At 59.6% G+C, this 26,438-nt stretch carries 22 protein-coding genes and 1 pseudogene; 8 read left to right on the forward strand and 15 right to left on the reverse strand.

Annotated features, from left to right (window positions below; translation table 11 throughout):
* Window position 1 precedes the first annotated feature (1 nt).
* Window positions 2–2,116, reverse strand: a complete 2,115-nt coding sequence (locus tag HDF08_RS03795) for an alpha-N-acetylglucosaminidase (protein WP_373563117.1) — start codon at window positions 2,114–2,116, stop codon at window positions 2–4.
* Window positions 2,117–2,263: 147 nt separating this feature from the next.
* Here HDF08_RS03795 and HDF08_RS21595 point away from each other — a divergent pair, with 147 nt between their 5' ends.
* Window positions 2,264–2,392 carry a hypothetical protein gene (locus tag HDF08_RS21595; RefSeq protein WP_257030859.1) on the forward strand — a complete coding sequence of 43 codons (129 nt, stop codon included), beginning with the start codon at window positions 2,264–2,266 and terminating at the stop codon, window positions 2,390–2,392.
* A gap of 43 nt (window positions 2,393–2,435) precedes the next feature.
* Window positions 2,436–3,722, forward strand: coding sequence for a GRP family sugar transporter (locus HDF08_RS03800; RefSeq protein WP_179637267.1), 1,287 nt, complete (start codon window positions 2,436–2,438; stop codon window positions 3,720–3,722).
* Here HDF08_RS03800 and HDF08_RS03805 read toward each other — a convergent pair.
* A complete protein-coding gene (locus HDF08_RS03805) occupies window positions 3,719–4,378 on the reverse strand; it encodes a TetR/AcrR family transcriptional regulator (protein ID WP_179637268.1) in 660 nt (219 codons plus the stop codon). The genes HDF08_RS03800 and HDF08_RS03805 overlap by 4 nt on opposite strands.
* 132 nt (window positions 4,379–4,510) lie before the next feature.
* On the opposite strand from HDF08_RS03805, the gene HDF08_RS03810 reads away from it, so the two are divergent.
* The 3 genes from HDF08_RS03810 to HDF08_RS03820 are packed head-to-tail and all read left to right on the forward strand — an operon-like array spanning window position 4,511 to window position 6,702.
* Window positions 4,511–5,074 carry an isochorismatase family protein gene (locus HDF08_RS03810; RefSeq protein WP_179637269.1) on the forward strand — a complete coding sequence of 188 codons (564 nt, stop codon included), beginning with the start codon at window positions 4,511–4,513 and terminating at the stop codon, window positions 5,072–5,074.
* A 21-nt stretch (window positions 5,075–5,095) separates the two neighbouring features.
* On the forward strand, window positions 5,096–5,425 hold the full coding sequence (locus HDF08_RS03815; protein WP_179637270.1) for a hypothetical protein: 330 nt from the start codon (window positions 5,096–5,098) through the stop codon (window positions 5,423–5,425).
* Complete coding sequence (locus tag HDF08_RS03820; protein ID WP_179637271.1) at window positions 5,422–6,702, forward strand: MFS transporter; 1,281 nt, start codon at window positions 5,422–5,424, stop codon at window positions 6,700–6,702. Before HDF08_RS03815 ends, HDF08_RS03820 begins: the two co-directional genes overlap by 4 nt.
* 39 nt (window positions 6,703–6,741) lie before the next feature.
* On the opposite strand, the gene HDF08_RS03825 is transcribed toward HDF08_RS03820, so the two are convergent.
* The 3 genes from HDF08_RS03825 to HDF08_RS03835 all read right to left on the reverse strand — a co-directional run bounded on the left by HDF08_RS03825 (window position 6,742) and on the right by HDF08_RS03835 (window position 8,982).
* Window positions 6,742–7,227 (reverse strand): DinB family protein, encoded by a 486-nt coding sequence (locus tag HDF08_RS03825; RefSeq protein ID WP_179637272.1) that lies wholly within the window; start codon window positions 7,225–7,227, stop codon window positions 6,742–6,744.
* Between the two features lie 171 nt (window positions 7,228–7,398).
* Window positions 7,399–8,130, reverse strand: a complete 732-nt coding sequence (locus HDF08_RS03830; RefSeq protein WP_179637273.1) for an SDR family NAD(P)-dependent oxidoreductase — start codon at window positions 8,128–8,130, stop codon at window positions 7,399–7,401.
* Window positions 8,131–8,235: 105 nt separating this feature from the next.
* The gene (locus tag HDF08_RS03835; RefSeq protein ID WP_179637274.1) at window positions 8,236–8,982 is read right to left on the reverse strand and encodes a glucose 1-dehydrogenase; all 747 of its coding nucleotides are present in this window, start codon (window positions 8,980–8,982) and stop codon (window positions 8,236–8,238) included.
* Window positions 8,983–9,147: 165 nt separating this feature from the next.
* Here HDF08_RS03835 and HDF08_RS03840 point away from each other — a divergent pair, with 165 nt between their 5' ends.
* Entirely contained in the window at window positions 9,148–9,540 is a 393-nt protein-coding gene (locus tag HDF08_RS03840; protein WP_179637275.1) for an ArsR/SmtB family transcription factor, read from the forward strand.
* Window positions 9,541–9,685: 145 nt separating this feature from the next.
* Here the strand turns inward: HDF08_RS03840 and HDF08_RS03845 are convergent, their stop codons facing one another.
* Complete coding sequence (locus HDF08_RS03845) at window positions 9,686–12,457, reverse strand: bifunctional YncE family protein/alkaline phosphatase family protein (RefSeq protein ID WP_257030860.1); 2,772 nt, start codon at window positions 12,455–12,457, stop codon at window positions 9,686–9,688.
* Window positions 12,458–12,642: 185 nt separating this feature from the next.
* Between HDF08_RS03845 and HDF08_RS03850 the strand changes: the two genes are divergently transcribed.
* A complete protein-coding gene (locus tag HDF08_RS03850) occupies window positions 12,643–13,227 on the forward strand; it encodes a KdsC family phosphatase (RefSeq protein ID WP_179637277.1) in 585 nt (194 codons plus the stop codon).
* Here HDF08_RS03850 and HDF08_RS21935 read toward each other — a convergent pair.
* From HDF08_RS21935 to HDF08_RS03870, 5 genes and pseudogenes are all read right to left on the reverse strand, one after another.
* A complete protein-coding gene (locus tag HDF08_RS21935) occupies window positions 13,224–13,424 on the reverse strand; it encodes an encapsulin (RefSeq protein WP_306459692.1) in 201 nt (66 codons plus the stop codon). The two genes, HDF08_RS03850 and HDF08_RS21935, sit on opposite strands and share 4 nt — an antisense overlap.
* Window positions 13,425–13,432: 8 nt before the next feature.
* Window positions 13,433–13,513: pseudogene (locus tag HDF08_RS21940) on the reverse strand (hypothetical protein); the annotation flags it as partial.
* Between the two features lie 331 nt (window positions 13,514–13,844).
* Window positions 13,845–15,416: a GMC oxidoreductase gene (locus HDF08_RS03860; protein ID WP_179637278.1), complete on the reverse strand. Its 1,572-nt coding sequence runs from the start codon at window positions 15,414–15,416 to the stop codon at window positions 13,845–13,847.
* Between the two features lie 27 nt (window positions 15,417–15,443).
* The gene (locus tag HDF08_RS03865) at window positions 15,444–16,157 is read right to left on the reverse strand and encodes a gluconate 2-dehydrogenase subunit 3 family protein (protein ID WP_179637279.1); all 714 of its coding nucleotides are present in this window, start codon (window positions 16,155–16,157) and stop codon (window positions 15,444–15,446) included.
* 418 nt (window positions 16,158–16,575) lie between these two features.
* Window positions 16,576–18,015 (reverse strand): amidase, encoded by a 1,440-nt coding sequence (locus HDF08_RS03870; protein ID WP_179637280.1) that lies wholly within the window; start codon window positions 18,013–18,015, stop codon window positions 16,576–16,578.
* Window positions 18,016–18,355: 340 nt separating this feature from the next.
* Between HDF08_RS03870 and HDF08_RS03875 the strand changes: the two genes are divergently transcribed.
* Window positions 18,356–18,625, forward strand: coding sequence for a hypothetical protein (locus HDF08_RS03875; RefSeq protein ID WP_179637281.1), 270 nt, complete (start codon window positions 18,356–18,358; stop codon window positions 18,623–18,625).
* Window positions 18,626–18,989: 364 nt separating this feature from the next.
* On the opposite strand, the gene HDF08_RS03880 is transcribed toward HDF08_RS03875, so the two are convergent.
* From HDF08_RS03880 to HDF08_RS03895, 4 genes are read right to left on the reverse strand one after another with little or no spacing between them, the layout of a single operon-like run.
* Window positions 18,990–22,841: a CRTAC1 family protein gene (locus tag HDF08_RS03880; protein WP_179637282.1), complete on the reverse strand. Its 3,852-nt coding sequence runs from the start codon at window positions 22,839–22,841 to the stop codon at window positions 18,990–18,992.
* A complete protein-coding gene (locus HDF08_RS03885) occupies window positions 22,838–23,995 on the reverse strand; it encodes a DegT/DnrJ/EryC1/StrS family aminotransferase (protein WP_179637283.1) in 1,158 nt (385 codons plus the stop codon). The genes HDF08_RS03880 and HDF08_RS03885 overlap by 4 nt, the downstream gene beginning before the upstream one ends.
* Window positions 23,992–25,290, reverse strand: a complete 1,299-nt coding sequence (neuC, locus tag HDF08_RS03890; protein ID WP_179637284.1) for a UDP-N-acetylglucosamine 2-epimerase — start codon at window positions 25,288–25,290, stop codon at window positions 23,992–23,994. The genes HDF08_RS03885 and neuC overlap by 4 nt, the downstream gene beginning before the upstream one ends.
* Window positions 25,287–26,417 (reverse strand): polysaccharide biosynthesis protein, encoded by a 1,131-nt coding sequence (locus tag HDF08_RS03895; RefSeq protein WP_179637285.1) that lies wholly within the window; start codon window positions 26,415–26,417, stop codon window positions 25,287–25,289. The genes neuC and HDF08_RS03895 overlap by 4 nt, the downstream gene beginning before the upstream one ends.
* Window positions 26,418–26,438 lie beyond the last annotated feature (21 nt).

The raw sequence follows: 26,438 nt of genomic DNA on the forward strand, positions 1-26,438 counted from the left end.
TTTACTGGTGTGCCTCGGATAGTTGAGTGGGAGCGAGGTGAAGGGTGCGTGCGATGTCGAGTGCTGCGGCGTAGGGGTCGCCATGGGGCTCGGCGTCGTAGGTCTTGCGGCTGTGATTCCAACTGTCGCCGAAGGCATACCAGTCGATGGTCTTCGGGGCTTCGCCCGTATCGAGGGCGGTAGAGAGCGAATCGAAGTACATCTGCCAGCGGACCATGTAGTAGTCGCGGGTCAGGCCGGCCCAGTCGCGGTTGCCGTACTCGTGGAGGCCGTACTCGCTTGCCTTGCGGTCGCCCCAGGTGGTAAGGATGGAGCGGGCGTCGTAGTTGAGACGGTCGAGCTCTGTGGGTGAGGAGGCCCACGGTGGGACGAAGGAGAGCCACTTGCCGAGGAGGAAGAAGGGGCTGGCCTGGAGAAGCTGGTCTTGGAGCTCCATGTCGTGAAGCCACTCTTTCGAGAGTCTGACGAAGGCGACTTTGTCTTTCGAGTCGTAGGCTTGCTTGATCAGCGGCAAGAGGCGACGACTCTCGTTGGCCATCGTTTGGCGGGCTACGTCGACGAGGTCGTAGCGGTAGGTTTCGGTGGAGCGTAGTGCGGAATCGACTTCGAGAAGTTCGGTGAGTGCGGGGGCGAAGTCTGCTGGGTTGTAGCGCAGGACATCGGGAGACCAGGTTGCTGCGCGGGTTGCGGTAAGGGAGGGTTGGGAGTTGAAGACGGAGTCTTGTGAGGCGTCGCGTTCGCCGTGCTGTGTGTTGCCGTCGGCTCGGTAGCCGTAGGCTGTTTTGAGAAGGATCTGCCAGGCGCGACGAGCGTGTGGGTCATCTGCTCCGTAGCGGCGGGTCGCGTAGGCGTTGGTCCATTCGGATAGGTCGACTGGATCAGTGTGCCAGGCCATCTCGGTGTAGAGGTCGAAGGCGAAGGGGTTGGTGTCCATGCCTTCGGTGAAGACGGCAGTGCCGACGATGCGGCTGCCGGGGAGCGTGGCCATCTTGGGGAGGCGAACTGCATAATCATAGAGCGGTGCTCCCATGGTGGTGCGGCCGCCGAACTCCCAAAGGCCGCCGTAGAGCCAGGATGCGCCACGAAACTCTTTATCACGCTCCTCGCGAGGGATGCGGCCCTGTTCGATCTCGGCGATAAGGACGTGGCTGGTGTCGAGGGAGGAGAGGAGTTCCTGGGTTGGGTTTTGCTGCCATCCGAGCAACATCCAGAGTGCGTTGGGGTGGTCGCGCATGAGGGCTTGCTGTACTTTTTTTGCAGCGGCTGGAACCGGGACGTCGCCGGATGCTCCACCCTCCTGGAAGATCTCCATGTCGTAGATGGTTGAATCGCCGTAGAGTTCGTGTTGATGGTGATAGAAGGACACGGCGAGTTTGTCGAAGTTTGGATCGCGGGGATCGAGCCAGCCGGGGCGAGTGAATCCGTTCCAGTCGCCTTGCGTGATGACGTGCGCGCCGGGGTGAAGGGACGCGAAGTCCGCGGGGACGATGCCGTAGTAGCCGGGCAGCACGGGCGTGATGCCGAGGCTGCGGAGGATTGCGATGAGTTGTTGTGCTGAACGCGATCTTTTCTCGAGAAGTTCCTTCGAGATGGGGCCCTGGAAGCAGCACATGTTGCCCATGAGCTGCCAGTTCTGATGCGCTGGCTGGACGATCCAGTTACGAATGGTCTCGTCGGAGTAGCCGGCGTCGCGAAAGGTTTGGTAGAGGACGAGGTCCATGCCGCGCTCGATGAGGATGGCGTTGGTGCCGCTGAGAGCGAGGATGTCGATCTCATGCTGCCATCGCTGCTCGTCCCAGTAGGGAGCGGAGTAGCCGTCGACGTTTTCATTCAGGGCGTAGCGCCAGGAGTAGAGTGCGGGCCTCTCGATGGGTGCGTCGGGTGCGGGGAGGGTAGGGTTGGGAGAGCCGAGTTGAGAGCCGTTTGGCGAGACCTGCAGGTGGGCCACATACTTCAGATACCAGTTGACGCCGTATAACAGGGTTGGTTGCGTGGCGGCTTCGACGCGAATGTGGCCTCGTGTTCCGGTGATGCGGAAGTAGTTTTTGTGAGCGGGCTTTGGGACGAGAGCGAGTTGAATCTGTGGCGCGAGATGAGGCATGAGACGCTTAAGCACGCCTTCAGCGGGTGCTGTGGAGCGCTCTGCAGATGCGAATGCGGGTCGCATCGTAAGACCGACGAGAAGTAACGGGATTGCGAGGAACTGCTTTAGAAGCATGCACACCAATGTAGCGAAGTTTTATGGAGGACGGAACCACTTAGTATGGACAAGATCGTGGAGGGTGATTTGGGTTTCGGAAAAAGGATAAAGGCGATTGCTACGGACAGCCACTTTCTGGTGCCTCTCTGTGTGCTTGTGCTGGGGATTGCTCTGCTGGCGGCGCTGCACTAGACGGCAAGCACGGGCGGTTTGAAAGAAAGCATTGAGGAGTGGAATGGCAATTGCGTTGGAGCGGGTAAGACGAGAGGGATTGTCTTTGCATGGCCTGGGCGTCGTCTGCGGATTGACGGCGGGCGTTTGGCTGGGGGCGGCGGAGGCTCCTACGAAGCTTGTGAACGCAGGGTTTTCGCCGTTTGCTATCTCTCTGTGTATGGTCGCCGGGGTGTTCACGGCGCGGTGGACCTTTCCTACGCTGTTGAAGGGGACGGGCTATGTCTTTGCGGATCTGTCGGAGAGAAAGCATTTGATTGTATGGGCGCTGCTGGCCGGTGCGCTGTGGGCGGTGGCAAATACTCTGACCGTATTCGCGATTCGGGATGTTGGGTTGGCGGTTGCGTTTCCGATGTGGAATGCGAACTCGTTAATTGGGTTGTTCTGGGGAAGGGTTCTGTTTCGTGAGTTGGAGGGAGCGAGCGGAAGGAATACTGCAAAGGTGGTGGCTGGCGCGATTGCGATCGTGATTGCAGCAGTGATGCTGGGCTTCAGCACGATCCACGGAGGGGCGATTGGGAGTCATGCTCTTCGCGGAGTTGTTGCGGCGTTGGGCGCGAGTTTGATGTGGGGGACGATGTATGTTCCGTATCGCAAAGCTTATCTAAGCGGGATGAATCCGCTGTCGTTTATCACGATATTTACGGTGGGGGAGCTGGGAACGGTGCTGGCGTTGACGCTGGCTCTGGACGGCGGTGTGCACTCCTCTGCGTTTCAACTGTTCCGTATGCCTGGGGTTTTATTCTGGCTTTTTCTGGGAGGGTTCGTCTGGGTGGTGGGCGATCTGTTCCAGCAATTTGCGGCGAAGTACGTGGGGATCGGGCGTGGGATACCGCTCTCAAATACGAATCAACTTTGGGGACTGGCGTGGGGTGCGCTGGTGTTCGGTGAGTTGGCGAAGGCTGATCGGCAGCACAGGTGGATGGTCGTTGGAGGGTCGGTCATCATGATCCTTGGTGCACTCGCGATCAGTACGGCGGTTGCTTCAGCGAAGGAGCAAAGCTCGACGAATGAGGCGGTGTTGCGAGAGTGTAATCGGTACGGCCTGGACTATCAGCGAACGATGATGGCGCAGGCAGGAGATGAGTTTGACGGGAGAGACGGACGGCGTCGGTGGTGGGATTACCTTATCGTTCTGACGGCCACTGCAGTTTTTATCACGCTGGGAGTTCGCGCGGTGGTGCCACCGCTGGCGATGAACCTGAGTTGGGTGGTGATTCTGAGCGTGCTGCTGTTGGTTAGTCTCCTCGTTGGAGGATGGAGTCTCTGGCGGCGGACGCGATTCAGTTAGGACTTTGAACGCGGGATTGACTTCTTCTGCATTCGATCTTTATGGGATGGGCTCAGACGCGACTCGAGATACGCCGCGAGAGCAATTTTGTATTCCTTGACCAGCTCCTGGCGCTCTTTGGAGCTGGCTTCTGCGTAGAGCTTATTCATGCCTTTGATGATGCCCAGGGAGACGTTGGCCAATCGAAACGCTACTTCTTGCGTGAGGGTAGGTTTCTTGCTTCGGAATACCTTAGCAATTCGCTCTCGTAATCGGTTTCTTGCCTCTGGGCTGCGCTTGTATTTTACGGGGGCGTCAAGAATTGCGAAGTAGGCGGGGTGCTCGTCTACGAAACCTATCGTCAGCTCGACGAAGCGGTGGGCTATTTGTTCGGCTGACATCTCCGCCACGGCCTCCTCGTTGAGGTGCGTCCAGCGCTCTTCCATCTCTGCGACGTATTGGCCCCGAAGTGCGAGGACGATGGCCGGTTTATTGGGAAAGTACTGATAGACGGTTCCGATGGATGCCTTGGCTCGGTCGGCGATCTCTGTCATGGTGGCGGCGTCGTAGCCGACTTCAGCCAGCAGAGACGCAGCTGCATCAAGTAACTGAGCGACGCGCCGTTCGCCCCTCTCCTGCTGGGGAGCCCGCCTTGGGCTTGACATTGTTGAGGACATGCTCATATTCTAGCTCTGGAAACAAATTGAGGGAACCCTCATGTTTTGTTTTGATCCGTTGCTAATCTTCGATCTAGCTTTTCAAGCTGGTTGATCGTAGCCGTAGTCTGAGGAAATAGAAGGAGAACACCCATGGCAGTCACCTCGCTTGACCCCATCACCGCTCTTGTTGTCATTGATTTGCAAAAAGGCATCGTTGCGATGCCTACCGCACATCCGACGGGAGAGATTGTGAAGCGAGCCAGTGTCTTAGCTAACGTGTTTCGCAGGCGGAAGTTGCCTGTGGTGCTGGTGAACGTATCTGCAGGAGCACCTGGCCGGACAGAGCAGGCTCCGAGGGTACGCGAGTTTCCTGCAGGTTGGACTGATCTGGTTCCTGAGTTGAATCAGCAGCCTGAGGATCATCTAGTGACGAAGCGGACCTGGGGAGCGTTTACGGGCACTGGCCTTGAGGAGTACCTGAAGAAGAAGGGCGTTACGCAGGTTGTCATCGTTGGCGTTGCCACGACTGCCGGTGTTGAATCTACCGGACGCCAGGCGCACGAGTTCGGGTTCAATGTCACCTTCGCCGTCGACGCTATGACAGATATGAACCTCGATGCTCATACGAACAGCATTCTGCGGATCTTTCCGCGTCTGGGAGAGACGGGCACAACCCAGGAGATTCTTAGTCTGCTCGACAGCAACCAGGTCTAATGAAAGAGGAGGGTTTGACGGATGGAATGGAAACACTCTGTAGCTTATCTGTTTGGTGGCGTTTTTCTCACAAACGCGGTTCCGCATTTTGTGAGTGGCGTAATGGGGCGTCCGTTTCAAAGCCCATTTGCTAAACCGCCCGGACAGGGGCTTTCTTCTTCAACAGTGAACGTGCTTTGGGGATTTTTTAACTTGGTGATTGGTTATGTCCTGATATGCCGAGTTGGCAGCTTTAGTTTGCGCTCTACGGGTAATGTTGTTTTTCTAGGGCTGGGCATACTCCTGATGAGTGTAATGACGGCGCGCAGCTTTGGGCGGTTTCACGGCGGAAATTCCCCTGGTAACTCATGAGCGTCTCAGCAAAAGACACCTTCCGCTCGCTGAACAGTTTTAACTATCGAGTGTGGGCTGGTGGAGCGCTCGTCTCGAATATCGGAACGTGGATGCAGCGCACCGCACAGGACTGGATTGTTCTTACCGAGTTGACTCACCATGATGCGACCGCTGTTGGTGTCGTCATGGCGCTGCAGTTTGGCCCCCAGGTTCTGTTACTGCCGCTGACGGGTTTTGCTGCGGATCATCTTGACCGGCGAAAGCTGCTGATTGCTACTCAGGCGGCCATGGGATTCCTAGCCTTGGGACTAGGTGTTCTCACCATTGCAGGACTCATTCGTCTGTGGCATGTGTATGTGTTCGCGTTTCTTCTGGGTTGCGTTACCGCGTTCGATTCGCCGACACGCCAGAGTTTCGTCTCCGAGTTGGTGGGGGAGGCAGATCTGTCGAACGCAGTGGGGTTGAACTCTACCTCGTTCAATGCTGCGCGGATGATCGGTCCGGCAATCGCTGGCGTTCTCATCGCGGCGGTGGGATCTGGTTGGGTGTTTCTGATTAATGCGGCATCGTTTGCAGCTGTACTTTGTTCGCTGAGTCTACTTCGCGTCGGAGAACTACACCGGGAGCATAGAGCCGTTCGAACACGGGGAAGTCTTGTCGAAGGATTTCGTTATGTCTGGAAGAGACCGGATCTGAAAGCTATATTTCTCATGCTTTTTTTGATTGGCACGTTCGGGATCAACTTTCCAATCTTCATATCAACCATGTCCGTTACCGTCTTTCATGCGGAAGCGAGCCAGTACGGGTTTTTGACTTCGACTATGGCGATTGGATCAGTCGCTGGTGCACTTCTCGCTGCGAGACGAGAAAAACCGAATATGACTCCCTTGCTGGTTGGAGCGGGGATGTTCGGGGTTGGATTGGCGCTAGCAGCGGTCATGCCTAACTACTGGCTCTTTGGGCTAGCTCTTATTGTTATCGGCGTGTCTGCGCAGACTTTCACCACCTCGACGAACAGCTTGGTGCAGCTTTCGACGGAGCCTGCCATGCGTGGTCGGGTGCTGGCGATCCTCTTGGCGGTGGTCTTTGGCGGTACTCCTATCGGAGCGCCGATTGTCGGGTGGGTCGCTGACAGGTTTGGGCCGCGCTGGGCGCTTTGTATTGGCGCTGCTTCAGGATTTGCGGCGGCGATTGTAGGCATCTACTATCTTGCGAAGTACCGTCATCTGCGGGTTAGCTTCGACGCTGGACGTCTTCGCTTCACCATGGATGAAGGTAGTCTCGTTGCGCGTTGAAGTTGCGTTTTGAGCTATTTCCGAGCCGATGGTGGGAGTTTATCTTTGCGGTGCGAGCGTTGCTTGACCGAAGTGGTAGGCGAGGTGTGCGGTTCTGCCGAGCAAAATGGTGAAGCGGTTGCGATGAGGCTCGAGCTTGAAGTCTTCCTGGGAGATGGCCGTGTGTCTCTGTGCCCAGTCCGAGCCTGATAGGTTCGAGAACGCTGTCCAAAGGGCATCGTTGACTTCATTCCAGATTCGCTTCAGGTCTGCTCCCGAAGGCAGATTCTGTGAGTGCCCGTCGGGATTAGCGATGAAGATGAAATCGAGCTCCGGATGTAGTCTCTGACTCAATCCCAACAAGGGTAGAAGTGCATCGCTGCTGGCTGTTAAATGGCCCCAGAGATAGATAAGCCTGTTCTTTCCAGGGGCGACCTGCTCGAGAAGCTGTTCCTCCGTTAGAGCGCTGAAGAGCTTTGTTGTGCGGTCAACGTTTGTCTTCCAGCTGCGGAGCGCTGAGTCGATGAGCGAAGCTTCTGGGTTCATGCTGTAGTACCTCTCTTATGGAAAAAGCCAAGATAACGATGCATTCAATCATTGATGTTCTCTACTTCTGTGCCTGAACGGCGGTCGCCACGCTTGAACTGGCGTCGCCACGCTGCTAATGCGGTCGGCAGCGTGGCAGACTCAGTTCGTTGTCAGCTATGGGTTGTTGCGTTAGATCTGTGCTGTTCCGCCATCGACGAAGAGCTCGATGCCGTTGACAAAACTGGAATCGTCGGAGGCGAGAAAGAGCGCAACGGTTGCGATCTCTTCGGGACGACCGATTTCGCCACGAGGGATGAGTGTTTTGAAGTACTCCTTGGCGTCTGGTCCGAGGGGGTCAAGGATTGGGGTATCGATCGTTCCCGGACTGAGCACGTTGACGCGAATTTTGCGATCCTTGAGGTCATTAAGCCAGGTGCGCGCAAAGGATCGCACCGCGGCTTTGCTGGCGCTGTAGACGCCGAAAGCAGGGAAGCCCTTGATGCTGGCGATGGAGCCGTTCATGAAGATTGAACCGCCGTCATTGAAAAGCGGAAGAGCTTTCTGCACGGTGAAGAGTGTGCCGCGCACGTTGAGGTCGAATGTTTTATCAAAGTGCTCTTCAGTGACTTCGCCGATCTTGGCGAACTCGCCCTGGCCTGCGCTGGCGAAGAGGACGTCGATCTTTCCTTTTTCTTTTTTTACGGTCTCGTAGAGGCGATCGAGATCGGCGAGGTTTGCGGCGTCGCCCTGTACGCCTGTCACATTCTTGCCGATGGCCTTGACGGCTTCATCGAGCTTGTCCTGGCGGCGACCGGTGATGAACACGTAGGCGCCTTCTTTTACGAAGAGTTTAGCGGTAGCGAGTGCCATGCCGGACGTCGCTGCTGTAATGACGGCTACTTTTCCTTCGAGCTTGCCCATGTAAATTCGTCCTTTCACATTTGCTGTGTGTGTTTGTTGAAGTCGGATGGGAAGCCCACTCAAAACGCGCGGTGACGCTGGCGTCGAGTGGGCTTTGCGCGAGGTTTAGCGGAGACCGCCACCGGTGATGACGCGCTCGCCAGTGATCCACTTTGCGTCGTCGGATGCAAAGAAGGTGACGACGGAGGCGATGTCGTCGACGCGGCCTGCGCGGCCGAGGGGAGTCTGCGCGACGAGGGCCTTCTCGAAATCCGATCCGATAAAGCCCGCGGATTGTGTGCCTTCGGTATCGACAATGCCGGGATTTACGGAGTTGACGCGGATCTTACGCGGGCCAAGTTCCTTTGCGAGGACGCCGGTGATGGCATCGAGAGCGCCCTTGGTGGCGGTGTAGACGGCACTATTAGGAGGGGTAAGGCTGCTAACGCCAGAGCCGATGTTGATGATGCTGGCCCCTTCGCCGAGATGTTTGGCCGCTGCCTGCGTGGTGAGGAGAACGCCGAGTACGTTGATGTTGAAGATCTTGTGGAACTGCTCTTCTGTTACGGCTTCGAGGGGGGAGAACTCGTAAACCCCGGAGTTATTGACGAGGATATCGAGGCGTCCGTAGTTTTTGATGGCTGCGTCGATGATGCCCTGCGCTTCCGCAGCCTTCGAGACGTCACCACCTACGGCGACGGCTTTGCCTCCGGCTGCGGTGATGGCGGAGACGACGGTTTCTGCGCCGGACTTGCTGGAGGCGTAGTTGACGACGACCGATGCCCCTTCGGCGGCAAGCGACTTGGCGATGGCTGCTCCGATACCCTTGGATGCGCCTGTGACGACTGCTACTTTACCTTTTAGCTTGCTCATGACTGATCCCTCTTTAAGTTGCTTTAGAAACTCGAGATTTTGCACTGCCTGCGGCCGCAGGTTCCGACTGCTGGTGAGTAGATGGGGTTCGGTAGTTGAAAGATTCATTAGTTCAGAATTTACGTACTATTGAACAATTCATTTAAAAAGACTATTGTGGTTTCCATGAGGCCTTTATTCCACCCCTCGGTCCAGGACGTGACAGTTGAAGCGATCCTTCATGCCTTGTCTGACCCTGTGCGTGTGGCGATCTATGCCGATATTGTTGGACAGAATTGTTCGCACAATTGCGTGGCGTTTTCGAATATCAGCGAGAAGCCGATACCAAAGTCGACGCTTTCACAGCACTTCAAGATACTTCGCGAGGCTGGGTTGATTCGGGGTGAGCGGCAGGGTGTCGAGATGCACAACACGTCTCGATGCGCGGAGATCGACAAGCGCTTTCCGGGGTTGATTGGAGCCATTGTTACGGCGCATAAGGTTCAGTTGGCCGAAGGAGAGCGGCAGACGAGAGCGGCGAAATCAAAGGCTGCTCGGCGAACTGCAAGAAGTAAATAGATGGCTCGCGACAAGCTTAAGCGTTCCAAGAATGAATTGCGAAAATTTCAGACTTCCGCCTTTGAAAGCGATCGTAATTTGGGAAGTTCACTGCTCTTTGTGCACGAGAGGGCTGGCACCTTGTGATCAGCCAAATAATTTGCTGTTAGTCGTCATCGTCATTCTTCAGCTTCTTGGGGCGGGCGTTCAGGAGTGCCGGTATCGGGGCGTCTCCCATGGCGTCCTTCCATAGGATCACATTCAGCTTTTGTGTATCCGCATGGTCTGCGTGACGAAAGTCCATTCTCTGAGACGCCTTCGCCCCTGGTGCAGTCTTCGTATTTGCTGTGTAGATCAGGGCGTTGTCGCGATTTCTGTAATCGGCAGAGAATGGCGGCTGACTCCCATCTCCGGTGAACAATGATCCCATCATGGAGCTGAAGGCATCGTTGTTGTTCATCGGCGGAAGACCAAGGAGGGTCTCCATGGTTCGCAGGACGCTGACGGTCGAGTAGAAGCGGCTGTCAACGAAGGCTTCCCCGTTCGCCGTCTTTGGGGAGTATTTGCTGACAACCAGAGCTAGACTGCGGTGCGCATCTACATGATCCGCACCGGCCTGCGCATCGTCTTCGAGAATGAAAAATGCCGTGTCGTCCCAGTAGGCCGAATGGGATACCGCGTCGACTGCGCGGCCTACGGCCAGATCGTTGTCGGCGATGGAAGACTTAGGGGTGGGTCCGCCGGGCGTCGTTCCTGCTGTGTGGTCATTTGCGAGCCGAAGCAGTATGAAGTTTGGCATGTCGTCGTTACCTGCTTTGCGGTCGGCGACCCATCTTTCGAAGTGCTTCAGAAAGACATCGGCCCGGATCTGGTCTGGAACCCTTAGATTGAAGTCCGGCTGCTCCACTGCAAAGTGTCCGACTAACTCCGGCTTGGTTGCGATGTTTGTAGCCAGAAGCGGGATAGGCCACGGCCATTTATTCACGCCACCACCCCACTCAGCCGGCAGTGTCTCTCCTGGCATGATGGAGGGCTTCTGGCACTTCGCTCCCTCCAGTTGCGGGCCTTCCTGCGGGTTTTCGGTTTTCTTTTCATCGCAGAATGTGGACGAGATGAATTCGCCGAAGTGGTAGTAAGTTTTGTTTTGACGCGCAAGGTTTCCCCACAGATATCCACTGTTGGGCTCATTGATGTCAGGGATTTTTTGCAGAAGAGGATAGCCCTCGGCAACTACGCCTTCAAAGTCGTAGGTTCGCTCATCTCCGCGGTAGCTTTGCTGCCATGTCTTCTCTAGATAGTCTGTGCCGATGGCGGCCGTAGACCAGACATGCCCGTCGCCCGATACCTCGCCGGAGTCGTAGAAGTTATCCAGCACTCCAAACTGTAGAGCCAGTTTGTGCTGGTTCGGCGTGTTCTCCGAGCCGTACATCGTCAGGCTGGCGTCACCGTTGCCGACGGCCTTCCCGTTTCGTCTGAGATCTCCGAAGATCTGATCGTAGGTACGATTTTCTTTAATGATGTAAATGACATGCTTGATGCGATCCTGCTGGCCGCCGACAAATTGGATCTTCTCTTCGGCTGCCTTCATTCGATTTGACTCGACAACCTTCGCCGTCCACTGAGGTAGGTCTCGTTCGATGGCCTGCGTGTCTAACACGGCAAGAGAACCATAAAGAAGCGTTGCGATGTAGCTGGAAGAGACTGGCTTCGTAGTCTGTGCTCCTTCGGGTTGCCGCTGTGGGAAGTTGTTTGGTCCGGTTCCTTTGCCTTTCGCCGTTGCAACATAGAGCTTTCCGTCGATGAGCCCAATCGACATTGGCATCCACTCAGTAGGCACAAAGCCTAAGGGTTCGACCATCCCCTTTTTCGCCGTTTTGGGCGAGAGTTTTCTGGTGTCAAAGACTGCGATTGAGTCGGTGATTGCGTTTGCTACGTAGAGCTTTGAACCGTCCGGAGACAAAGCAAGTGCTTCGGGTTCAGCTCCAAAGTATGTCTGGTGTGGTAGCCGAGTGTCGAAGTAACCTTTCGTTGAGAATTGGCGGCCATCTATATTGACTGCTGCAACTGCATCGCGGTTCGCTAATGCGACGTACATGGTCTGGCCGTCGGCTGACATCTCGAGCGCACATGGATGAGTACCCGGGGCTGTTGGAGTAACTGGTTTCAACAAACGAAGCTTTCGGCCCACGACACCGTGCTTCAGGTCCAGTTCAACGATTTCGCTTGCATTCCACAGCGCCACAAATGCACGGGTCTCATCTTTGGAGACGCTGAGTGCGACAGGGTATGTCGAGGGGACTGCGTCGTTTTCGGCCAGATCGAACCGCGTAAGAATTGCGCCTGTAGTCGGGTCCATCAGAAGTACGTCGTCCGACAGATTATCGGCTACCAGGAGTTTTTCTGAGCTTGAGGAACCTACCACTGCAATTGCAGCCGGAAACGGTATGCCTTTATCCGCGGTGGTGCCTCCGGTCAGCAGCGTCCTCCGGCCTGCAGCGAGTTGCTGCAGAGGGATCTTGATCATGCGCTCCTGCGAGATTTTGCCCGAGTTGAAGCCATAGACGGCGATACCGCTACCGGTGTCATCTTTCTCGGTGCCGAGGGGATCGGTTTCGGACCCCATGCTTGCGTATATATGTTTACCGTCTCGGCTGAAGGCCAGTCCCGAATAGAGCGTCTGTCTGGCCTTTACCGGGGTTCTGTCGTCCGGGAAGTCTTCTACCACACCGGTCTGAGTGTCCATTACCGCGAGGGACTGTTTGTAACCGGACTCGAAGGTTCCGTAGCCTGCGTTGACGGTGATGACATAACGTCGATCTGGAGAGATGGCCATCGAGAGGGGCAGCCCATTGAGCCTCTGCGGATTGCCTGGGACCGGCGGCAGGAGTTCCTTGCTCGTGGGAAGGTCGACACTTGTCGCGCCAGATTGTGCTGCCATTGAACCGGCTGTCAAGATGAGTGCCACTGCCAGTAATTGAGCAGCATGCTGTCGGGTTGTCATTGTGACAGATTAGCAAGTTCTCTGTTGATCAAGTATTAAAGGCGGCTTCGGCACGAAAGGCTATGTTGAGCCTTTGTCAGGTGCCCAGTCTGTACTTTGGGGACTGCATTAGAATCGTTTTCATGTCTGACACTGCTCTTGCTTATCTCGCTTCCCCCGACGTGTTGGCCCGTGCCCGTAAGATCAAATTGTTTCTGATGGACGTGGATGGCACTCTGACCGATGGCGGCGTCTGTCTGATCTCGACGACGTCTGCTGACGGGTCTGCGAATGCTGTCGTCTCCGAGATGAAGGTCTTCAATGCGCAAGACGGACAAGGACTATCGCTTGCCCACACGATGGGGATTCAGACTGGATTCATCACCGGTCGATCTTCGCCCGCAGTTGCCCGGCGCGCCAAAGAACTGAAGGTCACTTTTGTCTATCTGGGGCAGGCGAAGAAGACCGAGGCGTTCGAGGAGTGCATGCGGAAGGCGGGTGTGACAGAAGAGGAAGTTGCCTATATGGGTGATGATCTGCCGGACATTCCGCTGGCGCAGCGAGCTGGGTTGGCTGTGTGCGTGGCCGATGGGGCGCCTGAGTTGAGGGCAATCTGTCACTTTACGACTCGCCGACTTGCTGGACGGGGCACCGCGCGTGAAGTGGTGGAGCTTATCTTGAAGGCGCAGGGACGATGGGACGAGGCAGTGCCACAGGCGCTTGCCTAAGACTTCACAGAAGGCGCGAGGACTACCGATGCTTCACTTGTCAGGAGACGAAACGTAAAGGTCTCCTGGAGGTAGAGCCGAACGACAGCATCGGTGTGACTGAGATAGCCGATAGAAACATCCTGCCCGATGTTGAGCTCGAAGTCGCCGCCACGCGCGTGGTTAGCACAAAGGCTCCCTCTATTGCAGGTGCCCAGATGATATTGTCGTCGACGAGACGCTTGACGTGTTCGAGAACGGGATGCCCTAGTCGCGTGTCTTCGCGATATGCATTGGCGCCAAGCAGGGTGCCCTAGTTCCTTGCTGGTCTATGAAAAGCCAGGGCGAACTAGCCCTTCGTTTTCGATGGTGCGAACCGATGGTGATCGGTTTTGCTGAAGTGCTCTCCTAGAGTTTACGGTACCGTCCAGCTGAGTTTCTGGTGAGAAGGAGAGGACAGTGGATCGAATTGACTGCTACATGAGGCTGTGAAGCAGAGGGAATCTCCGAGATGCTAAGTTGTCGTGATAGGCACATGCCGCCGGGACGATGTGATGTCAGTGCAAAGGACTGTGCAGTGAAGTGATCAAGCCGCCTGTGGAACGTGTGGTGCGAGGCCTTTTGCGAGGTTGTAATCTCTAAAGATTTCGCGCGTTCATCTCGCCGGCAAGATACTCTGAGGCGCGCATCGAGAGTGCCAGGATGGTCATCGTTGGGTTTTGCCAACCGGCACTTACGAAGCTCGCTCCATCAACGACGAATAGATTCTTATGATCGTGGCTCTGGCACCACTTATTCAGCACGCTCTTCTTCGGATCATCGCCCATGCGACAGGTTCCGACTTCATGGATACTGTACCCCGGTGGATTGGGAACGGTATTTTTCGAAAGCACTTCGAATCCAGCCGCATCCGCCACTGAGCAGCCAACTTCGACCGCATCCTTCGCCATGTCGAACTCGTTGTCGGTGTACCTGGTCTCGATACGAAGCACAGGAATACCCCACGCGTCCACCTTCTCCTTATCGATGCGGACGTGGTTCTCGTAACGCCCGAGTACCTCTCCCATCACGGTGATGTAAAAGGCGCTTCCGTTGTAATCGTGCAGCTTCTGCTGCAACTCCGCGCCATACGCCGCGAAGTTGCGTGGGTCTACCCCACCCATACGGCTGGTTATATTCAGCGCGTAGCCACGCAAGAACTTGTCATACTTCGTTGTAATGTTGCGGAAGCGCGGCACGATTGCTGAGCCACCCATCAACTGTGCTGTTGCCTTGCCATTGCGCGCCTCAGGCACCGAACAGGTGACGCCCGGTCCGTAGATCTGGTCCATCAGGTAGTGCCCCATAACGCCGCTCGAGTTGGCGAGATTTGAGTTTAACAGCAGGCGAGTACTCTCAAGCGTTCCCGCGGCCAACACAACTACGCGGGCTTTCACATGCATCTCCCGGCGCGAGAGCCTATCAATGAAGTTGCACCCATTCGCTAGGCCAGTGTTCTTGTCGACTGTAATCTGCCGAACTACGGCATTAGCAATTGAGGTCAGTTTGCCAGTTTGTTCCGCATCCGGCAGCAGAAGATTCACCGAACTCGCCAAGCCATCGCGGCCTTGCGCGCGGCGCTGCTTGCAGACTGGCATGTTGTACGCCTGCGAAGCTTTGATAAACCGCTGCATCGACTCGGACCACCCATCATCGACAGGAACGAAGTTGCCATTTGGCATCTGCGGTGGACCGTCCTGTGCGCCCGCCACCTGGAAGATATCTTCTACGCGTGAATAGTACGGCGCCAGGTCGGCAAGATTGATAGGCCAGTCTTCGCCGAAACCATCATGCGACTTGCCCTTGAACTCGTAGTCACTCAATCGGAAGGACTGACGCGACCAGAAGAGCGAGCGACCGCCGAACAGGCGTACGCGTACCCAGTTGTACGGATTCGCGGGATCGAAGGTGTATGGAACCTCTTCTTCGTCTACCCAGACGTTCGCGTTGAATTCGTTCGCCTGGAAGACATGCTCCAACCGCCCGGGTGGTTTGAAGCCGCGATACGGCAGATCGTACGCGGGCTTGCGCTGTGCATCTCTGGCTACGTCGGCTACCGGACCCGCGTTCAGCATCAGGCATCGAATGCCCTTCTCGGTCAGGATCTTGGCAGCCATGCCGCCGGCGTGACCCGACCCAATAATTAATACATCGAAGGTTGTGTCTGTCATTGTTTTTATCTGGGGAGTCGCTTACTTCTAACGCGGGTAGGAAGGCATGGAGTGCGCGGCCTTGGGTACAGCCATCACATGCGGAGGCAGGTGCGTGGAGGTTGCGCCGAGGCCGGCCATATCTGGCTCGATCGGAGACCAGTAGAGTCCGCCCGTTACCCAGTCCTGGCCGGCAGCCGCCCCGGCATCGTCCCAGACCTTTGAGTTCATCGTCGCAGTCCGGATGTCTTCATGAGCGATGTTGATGAAGTCCGCGTGCAGTTCGGTGGGTGGATGGTCCGTCATCCAGGTGCGCAGCCACGGCTTGATGAGCGCATCCGCCTGGGTTGTGTTCAACTGCGCGAACGGCTGCTTGTACTCGCTCTTTGCTTGTGCGTTGAGCCAATCCAATCCACCGCTGTATACCTTTCGGCGCGCCTCGGGTGATTTCCCGATCAGGAAGTCGAGGAACATGGGGGTTCCCGCCTGGATCGCGCCTGGCTTACTGCCGAGAGGTGGCAGAAGTAAGTCACATAGCCGCGTGAAAGTAGCAAGTTGAACAGGAGTAAAAAACTTCGCCTCCATCTCCGCGATCCCATCGGGGGCTTCAGTGACCGGCAGCGGCGTCTTGGGATTCAGTCCCAGTGTCCACGCTACAGGAGCCGGTGGCGGCGGCTCGGGGTTCGCTTTCTGCTGAGCTAGCAGTGCCTTCGGAAGAAATCCTACCGAGATGACAGCGCGAACGAATTCACGACGCAGCATAACTCTCCTTTTGCTTACACAAAGATTACACTCCAACTTCTTCTGGCGTCCAACACGTGCAGCGGCAGGTGAGCTTGAGCGAATGAACTCGTGAGTCATCTCTGGCTTTCGTGCGAACAGGCACGGCGAGTTGGAATTTGTCAGGTCGTAGCCCGAGCATGCGAGGTGTTCGCTTTGCCGTGATACCAGATGAAGCTGGCAGAGTCGTCAGCGTGAGTGGGACGACGACCATACGGTTATAAAGCCCGGGCGGACGCACGAGATTTAGGGAGGATGCTGGGGGCACAACTGCGCGGGCTTATCAGTCCGGCTTATCCGCATCATCCTCAAATCGCCATGTGTCCTCATCACGGGTCTTATGTTTCGGCCAGAACTTAAATCAACGTACTAACTCGATTTTTATCGATTACTTTAAACACTATCGCTGACTGCTTGGCGTGATGCGGTGTAGCCGAACTCGATCAAGAGTTGCGGCTGCAGCTAGAACGGCCTCATCGGCGTAGGCGCGTGCGGTGAGTTGGATGGCTATGGGGAGATTTTCTGGGGAGCGGGCGATGGGGACTACAGCGGATGGGGAGCCTAAGAGGTTGGACCACTGGGTGTAGCGCATGGCGTCGAGGTAGGCGAGCTGGGCCGGTGCGCCTGCGTGGGCGGAAGCGCCTGCGTGCTCTAGGGTCCACTGGCGTTCGCCGTGGCGGAAGGCGGGGATGGAGCAGACGGGGCTGAGAAGGATGGGGAAGGCGCGCATCTCTTCGAGGAGCAAGGAGCGGATAGGGTCGATCGCGGCCCAGGTTTGGAGGAGTTCGTTCGCGGTGGGCGGTGGGAGGGTGTGGGCTATGTCGAGGAAGTCAAGGAAGGTCGGGCTGAGGAGAGAGTGTTGGTCTGGCTTATGGGGTTCGAGGAGCATGGCGCCGCAGCGGACAAAGAGGGTGTACCAGAGCTGACAGGCGGCTTCGAGCGCCTTGGGCCGGAAGGGTTCGACGCGGAAGCCCTGGCGACGCAGGGATTCGGCTGCGGTGAGAACGGCCTGGCGGGTCTCGGGGGTGACGGGGGCGATGCCGTCGTCCTCAAAGTAGCCGATCGGGATTTGCTTTATGTCGTCGAGGGAGACGGGGCGGTAGGGGACGGGGGCGGCGATGGGGTCGGTATCGAGCGCTCCGGAGACGACGCGGAAGAGCAGGGAGACGTCGGCGATGGTGCGGGCCATGGGGCCGATGGTTCCTAGTAGCGAGAAGGGGCCGGCGCAGGGCGGGAGGTGTCCCGCGGCGGGGATGCGGCCGGGGGTTGGCTTGAGGGCGCAGATGCCGGTGAAGTGGGCGGGGGTGCGGACGGAGCCTCCGCCGTCGCTGCCGAGGCCACCGGCGGAGAGGCCGGCGGCGATGGCGGCTGCTTCGCCGCCACTGGAGCCTCCGGCGGTGCGGGTGAGGTCCCAGGGGTTGTTGGTGCGGCCGTAGAGGCGGTTGTCGGTCTCATAGGCCATGAGGAACTCGGGGCAGTTGGTGGTGCCGAGGATGATGGCCCCGGCGGCGCGGAGGCGTTTGACGGCCTCGGCGTCATGGGCCGGGACGTGGCCCTGGTGGAGGAGGCTGCCGGTCTCGCAGCGGTGGCCGGCGACCGAGATGGAGGCTTTGATGGTGAGGGGGAGGCCGTGGAGGGGGCCTCGGTCTCCTGTGGCGTTGTCGAGGGAGCGGGCTTGTTGGCGGATGCGGTCAGGATCGAAGTCGATGAGGGCGTTGAGCTGGGGGTTGAGCAGCTCGATGCGAGCGATATGCTCTTCGGCCAGCTCCAGGGCGGAGATCCTGCGCGTGGCGAGGAGGGCGAGGAGATCGACTGCGGGCTGGGTTAGGAGATCGGACATCTCTTTGGGTTATACCGGATGTTTCTGGCGGGAGAGGAAGTCAAGGGTAAGTGGTAGCTTTGGTATGACCAATTCGTTGTGGAAATTTGAGGCTTTGGGTTTGTGGTGATTTGTGGTGGATTTTAGGGGGTTTTAGGGTTTTTGCATTGATTGGTTGGGTTTTTGCCGGGTTTTGTGGTTGATCGGTTTCGTTGCAGAGTGTGGTGTTTTGCGTGGTGTTAGATGGTCTCGTGATGGTTCTTCGTGTGGCTGCTAGGTGCAGATTTTCGTAACCGGAGGACCCGCGGCGGGTGGCGTGAAGGCGAGAGCGGGTTCTGCGCTGCTCACGAGGAATCTCGTGATGACGGCAGTTGGGCAGCGGCAAGCGCAGCAAAGACGGCAATGGCGAGTGCAGCCGCAACAGGCAAGTGCAAGTGCAAGTGCAAGTGCAAATGCAAGTGCAAATGCAAATGCAAATGCAAATGCAAATGCAAATGCAAATGCAAATGCAAATGCAAATGCGGGGATTCTTCGCTGCGCTCAGAATGACAGCGTAAAACTAGCAACGGCAACGGCAATGGCAACAGCAAAAGCAAAAGCAACGGCAAACGCAGATTCCCTTCGGGAATGACAAGCGAAAAGGATTCGTTTCGGAAGTGACGAACGCAGGTTCCCAGACTTCGCTCAGGGCAGGTTCTTCGGGAAGGACAAGACAGAATGGCAACGGCAAAAGCAAAAGCCTGCTAGGGAGAGGGATACATTCCCACTCATCGCGATAAGACTGCGATGAATGGGGCACCCGATGATTTGTGGCTGGATTTGGGAGAAGCAACGGCAACAGCAACGGCAACCGGCAATTGCGAAATGCGGGGGTCTCTCCACTGCGCAACAGACGATGAGGCTGTCTGTTGCTTCGGTCGAGATGACGTGGGTTTGGGCATTGGCCTATGAGATAGGGGCAAAAGCGAGGGCCTGGGAGGCCTGTGAAGCTTGGGTTATTGTGGGTTGGTTTCGGGTGGGGTGGAGGCTTGGGGTTGGTAGTGGAACTGGTAGGGGCGGGTGGGGGAGCCTGATTCGTAGCGGGTGTTGTAGTTGAGCTGGTAGGCGGTGTGGGCGGGGTCGTCGGGGTAGTGTTCGGTGGCGGGGTAGGGGTAGGCGCTCATGCCGTGGAAGGGGAGTGATCCGACGGCGAAGGGTGTGGCTTCATAGAAATCCATGTCCTTGACGAAGCCGTTGGCGTAGAAGAAGAAGTCGCGGGTCCAGCCGGTGGGGAGTGGAGGGAGCGGGGCGGCGCTGAACTCGAGGTCCATGTCTTCGCCGGTGCCGAAGATGACGAACTGGTCGTCGATGGCGTGGAGGAGCGGGGTGACGTCGCCGTAGCGGGTGTAGGAGCCGCGATGGGGGACGAAGGGTCCGGTGGAGCTGATGCTCTGGTAGTTGTAGGTGAGGTCGCCGGGGGTGTGGCCGTCGATCTGCTGGGGGTAGCCGCGGAGGGCGAGGTCGGCGTGGGCGAGGGGGAGCTCGGTCTGGTGGAGGTTGTCCGCGTGGGCTTCGTTGCTGGGTTGGGCTTCGTTATCGACGAGTGCCTGGTCCCAGTAGATCTGGAGGTTGGTGGTAATGCGGATGCGGGTGGCTCCGGGGGGGAGCTTGCCGGTGAGGTCGACGACGACGGTGCGGGGGAGGCCCGCGGGGAAGCCCATATCGTCGACGATGCGCTGCCAGGCGCCTGGTTTATCTCCCGATTCGTTGGGAAGCTGAGCTTCGATGTAAGGGGGGATGGGGGCGAGGCCGGCCTGCCAGGCAGAGTACATGGAGCTGGCGGAGAAGTATTCGATGAACCCGTGGAGGAGGAGGCGCAGGGGTTGGTTGGGGGACCAGGGGCCGAGGTCGAGGGTGAGGGTGTGGGGGTTGGCGAAGCCGGCGTAGGGGAGGTTGGTGAAGTCGCGAAGGTAGGTGGGGGCAGTGGCGTGGGGTGGAGATGTGCGGGTTCGGGAGGGATGCGGGGATCCTTCGCTCCGCTCAGGATGACGACTTGAGAGGGGTGGCGGGAAAATTGAGAGAGCTGGGGAGTCTTCACGGGTTGGTGAAGCAAGAACATACAACGGCAAAGGCGAAATGCGGGGGTCTCTCCACTGCGCAACAGACGGTGAGACTGTCTGCTGCTTCGGTCGAGATGACGAATCTTGTTGGAGGGATGGTCTTTGGTTCGGTGGCGGTTGTTCCGAGTCGGGATGACGGGTGTTTTGGGTGGCGGAGAGAGGCAGCGTTTGGGAGTTTGAGACTGACAGGGGTTGGTGGCTTAGGAGGGGGAGGACGTTGTTGCCGTGGTCGTCCCAGGCTCCGGCGAGGGGGTGGGCGGAGGAGGTGACGATGGTTTTGGTTTGGGCGAAGGGCGGGGAGCTGAGGAAGCCCTCGTTGGGGTAGGCGGAGGCGGCGGCGGGGTGGTCGATGGCGACGAGGCGGACCTGATCGACGAAGTTGACCTCTTCCATCGGCTCGCCGAAGCGGAGGCTGAAGGTGCCGTGGTGAGGGTGGAGCTGGGAGCCGGGAACCTTGATCCACTCGTCGGGGTCGGGGATGTTGTGCTGGGTGGGGGAGACCCAGTGGCCGACGACGGCGGCTCCGATGACGTCGGAGATGAAGGTGTATTGGGTGCCGTTCCAGGCGAAGAGGGTGGGGCAGGAGCTGCCGCGGCGGTCGAGTTCGGTGATGGTTTGGGGTTTGGTTTCGGCTACAGTGTGGGAAACGGCGGGGCTTTTGGTTTGGGGTTTGTAGGCGGCGAGGTCGATCTCGTCCTGGGGGACGCCGGTGGGCCAGAGGAGGCGGACCAGGTCGGCGCGGTCGGCGGTGCCGAGGCCGGCGAGGATTCCGGAGGGGGTGGTGATCTCCCACTTCTGCCAGAGGCCGTTGGCGAAGACCTCAACCTTGGTGCCGAGGGCGGACTTGTTGTCGGCGAGGCCGGTGAGGGCGATGTGGAGGGAGTGATTGCGGCTGCCGCCTATGTTGGCGAGCAGGAGGGCGGAGCCGTCGGACTGGGTGAGGAGGAGGTCGGCGGCTCCGGTGTGGCGGAGGTCGGCGGCGAGGAGGGACTTGGGCGAGGTGAGGGGAAGGTGGTCGAGCTGAAGCTGGGCGGTGACGTCGGAGAAGCCGGCGGGGCCGAGGTTGCGGAGGATGCGGAGCTGGGGGCCGGTGGAGGTTTGGAGGAGGAGGGCGAGGTCGATCCAGCCGTCGTTGTCGAAGTCGATGGGGATGGCGGCGGTGGCGGAGAGGGCGCCGGAGAGGGGGAGGGAGACGCGCTCGAAGGAGTGGCCGTCCAGATTGTGCCAGAGGGTGACGCCGGGTGCTCCGGCGTGGGTGAGGAGGACGTCCATCCAGCCGTCTTTGTCGAAGTCGAGGGTGGCGACGGAGGTGGTGGGAGGGAGGCTGGCGGCGAAGAGGGGCGTGGCGGCGAAGGGGCCGTCGCGGCGATTGGCGAAGAAGGTGGGGGCGGGGGAGGAGCCGGTGACGAGGAGGTCGACGGCGCGGTCGTTGTTGAGGTCGGAGAGGATGGCGGAGGTGGTGCTTCCGCCTGGGCTGCTGTTACCGCCAGTGCCGGCGTTACCGCTGGTGCCGCCTAGACCGGATTCTTGGGTCCAGTCGGTGAAGGTCTGGTTGCCGTTGTTGCGCCAGAGGAGGTTGGGGGTGGAGGTGGTGGGGGAGCCGGTGATGAAGAGGTCGAGGTCGCCGTCGTGGTCGAAGTCGACGAAGGTAAGGCTGGTGGGGTGGTTTTTGGGGGTGATGCCGGAGGCGGCGGTGACGTCCTCGAATTTATTGTCGCCGAGGTTGCGGAGGAGGTGGATCTGGTCTTCGCCGGAGGGGGTGGTGAGGGCGAGGGCGAGGTCGGGGAGGCCGTCGTTGTCGTAGTCGCCTATGGCGCAGGCTAGGCCGGTGCCGGGGAGGTGGATATTGGTTTCGGCGGGGGGAATGGCTTCGAAGGTGGCGTTGGAGTTGGATTGGCGGAAGAGGCGTATGGCCTGATCGCCGGCGCCCATTAGGACTAGGGTGGTGGCGTCGGCGGCGGAGGGCAGGAGGCAGGCGCCGCCGGAGGTGGAAGCGGGGAGTGCGGGAGTGCGCCAGGATTCGCGGAAGGTGATGGGGATCATGGCGGCGATGGTGGTGACGGGGAGCGAGGCGACTTCGACGCGGCCGTAGCCGCCCTCTTCGCCGTAGGTGTGGGTGAGGGGGGTGGAGAGCTTTTCGGTGGTGATGCGCTGGAATTGGACGAGGTACTGGTGGGCTTCGGCGGCGTGGCCCTGGCGCTGGAGGCTGTGGGCGAGACCGAAGAGGGCGGAGGCGTGGATGGGGTTGAGGGCGAGGGCTTTGCGGTACTCGGGCAGAGCGGCGTCGAGGTCGCCGAGTTCGAGGTGCATAGAGGCGGCGAGGTAGTGGGTGTCGGCGTCGGCGGGGTCGAGGGCGAGGACTTTATTGAAGGCTTCGAGGGACTGCTGGGGCTGGTTCTGGTTGCGATAGAGAAGGCCTAGGGCGTACCAGGCGTGCGGGTCGCTGGGGGCTTTGGCGGCGGCGAGGGTGAGGGCCTGCTCGGCCTGGGGGAGCTGCTGGAGGTAGAGGAGGGCGATGCCCTGGTTGAGTTTGGCGAGGGCGAGGGTGGGGTCGGTGGTGTAGGCCTGGGCGAAGGTGTCGACGGCGCGCTGGGCGAACTGTTGGTTCATGAGGGCGGTGCCGAGGTTGTTGAGGCGGGCGGCTTCGCGGGCGGATTTGGTTTGGGGCTGGGCTTGATTTTGGGGCTGGGCTTGCGATGGGATCAGGGGGAGGAGGGCAGCGGCGAGGAGGAGAGTGCGGAGTTTCATGCGTGGATACCGGAGTGTACTGGGTCTGCGGGTAAGGAGGCGAGGGCAGTCTGGAGGGTGTCGCAGACTTCGGCGATCTGGGCTTCGGTGATGCGGTTGAAGAAGGGCAGGGCGAGGGTGCGGGCGGCTTCGGATTCGGTGATGGGGAGCGGGCTGTGCGGGTGGCCGGCGTAGGCGGGTTGGAGGTGGATGGGGGCGAAGTAGCGGCCGCAACTGATTCCGGATTGCTGGAGGTGGTGGACGATGCGGTCGCGGTCTGTGGAGGTGAGGTGCGGGGCGAGGCGGATGACGTAGACGAACCAGCTGATGCTGAGGTTGGGGACGTCGAGGGTGGGGAGGACGAGGTTGGGGTTGGGGGCGAGATGCTGGTGGTAGAGGCGGGCGATGTGTTCGCGGCGGGCGAGGATCTCGGGGAGGCGGGCGAGCTGGGTGATGCCGAGGGTGCAGGCGATGTCGGCGAGGCGGTAGTTGTAGCCGAGCTTCTCGTGCTGGAACCAGTTGGTGGAGTTGCTGGAGGCTTCGGGGCGGCCTTGATTGCGGAGGCTGCGGATGCGGGCGGCGAGGTCGGGACGAGGGGTGAGGACGATGCCGCCTTCACCGGTGGTGATCTGCTTGTTGGGGTAGAAGGCGAAGACGGCGAGGTCGCCGAAGCTGCCGGCTGGCTGGTTGTGGTACTGGGCGCCGATGGCCTCGCAGGCGTCTTCGACGAGGAAGAGGTGGTGGCGGCGGGCGAGGGCGAGGAGGGCGTGCATGTCGGCGGGGCGGCCGAAGGTGTGGACGGCGAGGATAGCGCGGGTGCGGGGGGTGATGGCTTGTTCGACGGCTGCGGGGGAGAGGTTGAGGGATTCGGGGTCGATGTCGACGAAGACGGGTGTGGCGCCGACGTAGCGGATGGCGTTGGCGGCGGCGATGAAGGTGAAGGAGGGGACGAGGACTTCGTCTCCCTGAGTAATGCCGAGGGCGAGGAGAGCGAGGTGGAGGCCAGCGGTGCCGGAGCTTACGGCGATGGCGTGAGGGACGCCGGTGTAGAGGGAGATGGCTGTTTCGAACTCGGCTAGTTTGGGGCCGAGGCTTAGGTGTGGGCTGCGGAGGACGGCGGCTACGGCGGCGATCTCGGGCTCGGTGATGTCGGGGGCGGAGAGGGGGATCTTCATTTGGGGACGGCTTCTACGGTTTCGACGATGGCAGAGACGGGTTGGGCGCGTTTGTGGAGGAGGCCTTCGAGGGGGGTGGAGGTGAGGACTTCTACGATGCGGCTGGAGGCGTGGCCGTCGCCGTAGAGGTTTTCGTGGGCGAGGAGGCTTTGGCGGAAGGTGGGGTTGGTGGCTTTGGCGATCTGGTGGAGGATGGGGGTAGGGTCCGGGTCTTCCGGGGGGATTGTGGCGTCGAGGATGTTGGGGCCGCGTTCGCGTCCGTGCTGGCGGAGGCCGAGGTTGACGACGGGGAGGTGGAAGGAGGCTGCTTCCATGATGCCGCTGCTGGAGTTGCCGAGGAGGAGGGTGGCCTCGCGGAGGAGGCTCCAGTAGGTGATGGCGGGGAGGTTGACGAAGAGGCGGGCGTTGGGGTGGCGGAGGCAGAAGGCGTGGATGCAATCCATGATGGCGTAGCTGCCGGCGTCGGCGTTGGGGTAGCAGAAGAGGATTTGGCTTTGGGTGGGCTGGGACTGCCGGGTCTGCTGATCCTGTTGGGTGCGCTGAGTCTCCTGGCCTTGTTGGGTCTGTTGAGTGTGTTTAGTCTGTTTTTCTAGCGCGAGGTGTTCGAGGGCGTTGAAGAGGGCTTCGGCTTCGGCGGTGTGGTTGGGGAGGAGAGTGACGGGGTGGTAGGCGACGACGGTGATCGGGCCGGTGAGGGGTAGGTCCAGGGCGGCTTCGAGCTGAGCGCGGGTGAGCAGGGTGCTGCGGCGGAGGTGGTCGAGCGAGGGGGCACCGGCGCGATGGACGCGCCAGGGCTCTTCGCCCATCGCGATGACGCGGGCGCGGGCGGCGTGGGTGGAGGTGAAGTGGAGGTGGGCGAGCTTGGTGAGGGCGTTGCGGACGGCGTCGTCGATGGCTCCTTCGCTGATCTCGCCGCCTTCGATGTGGGCGATGGGGATGCGCAGGGTGAGGGCGACGCTGGCGGGGGCGAGCATCTCGTAGCGGTCGGCGATGAGGAGGAGGAGGTCGGGTTTGATCTGCGCCAGTGCGTCGGCTAAACCGAGGACGGCGAGGCCGAGGGTCTTGGCCATGCCAACGCCGGTGTCGGAGCTGAGGAGGCACTCGATGCGGGCGGCGATGGGGAGGCCGTCGCGTTCGATCTCCTCGACAGTGGAGCCGAACTGGGGTGAGAGGTGGGCGGCGAGGACGATGAGTTTGAGGTCGACGCCTGCGTGGGCGGCGAGGTCTTTGAGTGGCCAGTAGAGATGGCTGTAGTCGGCGCGGGAGCTGGTGACGACGGCGATGGTTCTTTTCATGCGCGGGCTTCCTGGAGGGTGCGCGGCGATTGTCTGGCGGCTTCGAGGAGGAGTGCGCTGGGGGTGTACTCGGGGACGAGCTGGAGGATGGTGTGGAGGAGGGCGGGGAGATCGCGGTTAGTGATGGCTTGCTGGAGAGTGCGCATGGCGGCGTGGAGGGTGGCGGCAGAGGGCGCTGGGCTGGAGATGGCGGTGAGGGTTTGTTTTTGATTGCCGGTTTCAGGGAGCAGGGATTCGCGGGGGGAGAGCAGGGACTCTTCCAGCTTGTCGCCGGGGCGGAGCTGGGTGAAGACGAGGGAGGCCGAGCTGGCGTGAGAGGCGATGAGGTCGCGGGCTAGATCGGCGATGCGGATGGGGGTATTCAAATGCGGGAGGAAGATGATTTCCTTCTTGAGAGGCGACGGGGGTTGCGGCTCTAGTGCGGCGGGTTCTAGTACGGCGGGCTCTAATGCGGCGAGGAGGGCTTCGATGCACTGGTCGAGGGAGAGGAAGTAGCGGCTGGCTTCGGGGTGGGTGACTGTGACGGGGCCGCTGCGGGCGATCTGGTCGAGGAAGAGCGGGAGGACGCTGCCGCGCGAGCCGAGCACGTTGCCGAGGCGGACGGCGGTAAGGCGCGTGGTGGAGGTGCTGGCGAGGAGGAGGAGTTCGGCGATGCGCTTGGAGGCGCCCATGAGGCTGGATGGGTCGACGGCCTTGTCGGTGGAGACGAGGACGAGGTGCTCGGCGTGATGCTGGGTGGCGGCCTCGAGGAGGGCGTAGGTGCCGAGGACGTTGTTGGCGATGGCGGCGAAGGGCTGGCGCTCGAGCAAGGGGACGTGCTTGAAGGCGGCGGCGTGGAAGACGATCTCGGGTTGGTGGAGTTCAAAGATCTCGGCGAGGAGTGCTGGGTCGCAGACGCTTCCGAGGAGAGAGACATGGGGTGTTGGGAGGTCGCGGTCGATCTGGTAGAGGGCGTGTTCGGAGGCGTCGAGGAGGAGGAGGCTGGCGGGTGAGGAGGCGGCGATGGCTTGGGCGAGGGCGGAGCCGATGGAGCCGCCGGCTCCGGTGAGGAGGATGCGCTTGCCGGAGAGATGCTTGCTGGTGAGGGCTTGCGGATTCGGCTGCGTGGATGGTGGGGGTAGGGTCACGGTTGGGTCTCACTGATTATA

It is taken from the genome of Tunturiibacter empetritectus, assembly GCF_013410875.1.
Taxonomy (GTDB): Bacteria; Acidobacteriota; Terriglobia; order Terriglobales; family Acidobacteriaceae; genus Edaphobacter; species Edaphobacter empetritectus.

Coding starts and splice junctions, on each gene's coding strand:
- HDF08_RS03875 (WP_179637281.1), top strand. CDS start 18,356: ATGACGGCAGTTGGGCAGCGGCAAGCGCAGCAAAGACGGCAATGGCGA.
- HDF08_RS03860 (WP_179637278.1), bottom strand. CDS start 15,416: ATGACAGACACAACCTTCGATGTATTAATTATTGGGTCGGGTCACGCC.
- HDF08_RS03850 (WP_179637277.1), top strand. CDS start 12,643: ATGTCTGACACTGCTCTTGCTTATCTCGCTTCCCCCGACGTGTTGGCC.
- HDF08_RS03825 (WP_179637272.1), bottom strand. CDS start 7,227: ATGAACCCAGAAGCTTCGCTCATCGACTCAGCGCTCCGCAGCTGGAAG.
- HDF08_RS03815 (WP_179637270.1), top strand. CDS start 5,096: ATGGAATGGAAACACTCTGTAGCTTATCTGTTTGGTGGCGTTTTTCTC.
- HDF08_RS03840 (WP_179637275.1), top strand. CDS start 9,148: ATGAGGCCTTTATTCCACCCCTCGGTCCAGGACGTGACAGTTGAAGCG.
- HDF08_RS03870 (WP_179637280.1), bottom strand. CDS start 18,015: ATGTCCGATCTCCTAACCCAGCCCGCAGTCGATCTCCTCGCCCTCCTC.
- HDF08_RS03880 (WP_179637282.1), bottom strand. CDS start 22,841: ATGAAACTCCGCACTCTCCTCCTCGCCGCTGCCCTCCTCCCCCTGATC.
- HDF08_RS03810 (WP_179637269.1), top strand. CDS start 4,511: ATGGCAGTCACCTCGCTTGACCCCATCACCGCTCTTGTTGTCATTGAT.
- neuC (WP_179637284.1), bottom strand. CDS start 25,290: ATGAAAAGAACCATCGCCGTCGTCACCAGCTCCCGCGCCGACTACAGC.
- HDF08_RS03845 (WP_257030860.1), bottom strand. CDS start 12,457: ATGGCAGCACAATCTGGCGCGACAAGTGTCGACCTTCCCACGAGCAAG.
- HDF08_RS03820 (WP_179637271.1), top strand. CDS start 5,422: ATGAGCGTCTCAGCAAAAGACACCTTCCGCTCGCTGAACAGTTTTAAC.
- HDF08_RS03835 (WP_179637274.1), bottom strand. CDS start 8,982: ATGAGCAAGCTAAAAGGTAAAGTAGCAGTCGTCACAGGCGCATCCAAG.
- HDF08_RS21595 (WP_257030859.1), top strand. CDS start 2,264: ATGGACAAGATCGTGGAGGGTGATTTGGGTTTCGGAAAAAGGATAAAG.
- HDF08_RS03800 (WP_179637267.1), top strand. CDS start 2,436: ATGGCAATTGCGTTGGAGCGGGTAAGACGAGAGGGATTGTCTTTGCAT.
- HDF08_RS03885 (WP_179637283.1), bottom strand. CDS start 23,995: ATGAAGATCCCCCTCTCCGCCCCCGACATCACCGAGCCCGAGATCGCC.
- HDF08_RS03805 (WP_179637268.1), bottom strand. CDS start 4,378: ATGTCCTCAACAATGTCAAGCCCAAGGCGGGCTCCCCAGCAGGAGAGG.
- HDF08_RS03830 (WP_179637273.1), bottom strand. CDS start 8,130: ATGGGCAAGCTCGAAGGAAAAGTAGCCGTCATTACAGCAGCGACGTCC.
- HDF08_RS03865 (WP_179637279.1), bottom strand. CDS start 16,157: ATGCTGCGTCGTGAATTCGTTCGCGCTGTCATCTCGGTAGGATTTCTT.